Below are 1,066 nucleotides of genomic sequence, written 5' to 3' on the forward strand. Positions count from 1 at the left end.
CCCATCCGTGGCCATCAGGTTTTCCTTCACATCAAGCGTCGTCGGTGGCTCAACACCCAAACCGGAAAAGTAGTGTACCGAGACTGGACTCAAGTAGGAAAAGGAACGCGGATGACCAGTGAGTTTGCCGCTTTTTTAAAAGATATCAGTCGATACCAACCCGACTGATATCCAGACTGTCGGGCGGTTCTATGGGGTCAACGGAAATGATTTACTTCGGCATTACCGAGGTTTTCAGAGCGGTTTTAAGGATTGGGATCAGAAAGTTCATGCGAAAAAATGGCTATTATATCCTCAAAATTTGGGTTCACACCTATCGATCGATGAGACATCGCTTTCGCAAGGCGAGTTGTATACGATTCTGACCAATAAAGCTGCCAAAGGCGGAAAAGGCAGCATTGTGGCCATTATCGCCGGTACAAAAGCGGAAACGGTGATCGCTACGCTGCGGAAAATCCCCGAAAAGCTTCGCAAAAAGGTCACCGAAATTACCCTGGACATGGCGGGTAATATGGGCCTGATTGCCAAACGCTGCTTTCCGCGAGCCACTCAGGTCACCGACCGATTCCATGTCCAGAAATTAGCGTTAGAAGCCGTTCAGGATATGCGCGTTAAATACCGCTGGGACGCTCTGGACGCGGAAAACGACGCACTTGAAGCGGCTAAGATAACGCAAGGCGTGTATGAATCCGAAGTCCTTTCCAATGGCGATACGCTCAAACAATTGTTAGCTCGCAGCCGGTATGTGCTCTATAAAAAACCGGGTGATTGGACCGACAGTCAACGGGAAAGGGCCACGTTGCTGTTCGGTCGCTATCCTGATTTGAAGACCGCTTATGAATTGAGTCAGTCCCTTAGTCACATCTTTGAAACTACCACGGATAAGCTCTACGGCTTAGCGCGGTTGGCCAGGTGGCATGAAAAGGTTCGGCAAGCCGGATTCAAGGCTTTCAACACGGTAGCCCGTTCGATTCAGAACCATTATGATACGATCTTGAACTACTTTGACAATCGCAGCACCAACGCGTCGGCTGAATCCTTCAATGCCAAGATCAAAGCCTTCCGG

Annotated in this window: 2 protein-coding genes; both read left to right on the top strand. The window is 49.5% G+C overall.

Annotated features, from left to right (window positions below):
- The first annotated feature begins 3 nt into the window (after positions 1-3).
- Positions 4-168: an ISAon1 family transposase N-terminal region protein gene (locus DUE52_RS33200; protein WP_445476055.1), complete on the top strand. Its 165-nt coding sequence runs from the start codon at positions 4-6 to the stop codon at positions 166-168.
- 1 nt (position 169) lies between these two features.
- The coding region (locus DUE52_RS32000; RefSeq protein WP_445476057.1) for an ISAon1 family transposase at positions 170-1,066 on the top strand (897 nt) is incomplete at its 3' end.

The organism is Larkinella punicea, assembly GCF_003334855.1.
Taxonomy (GTDB): Bacteria; Bacteroidota; Bacteroidia; order Cytophagales; family Spirosomataceae; genus Larkinella; species Larkinella punicea.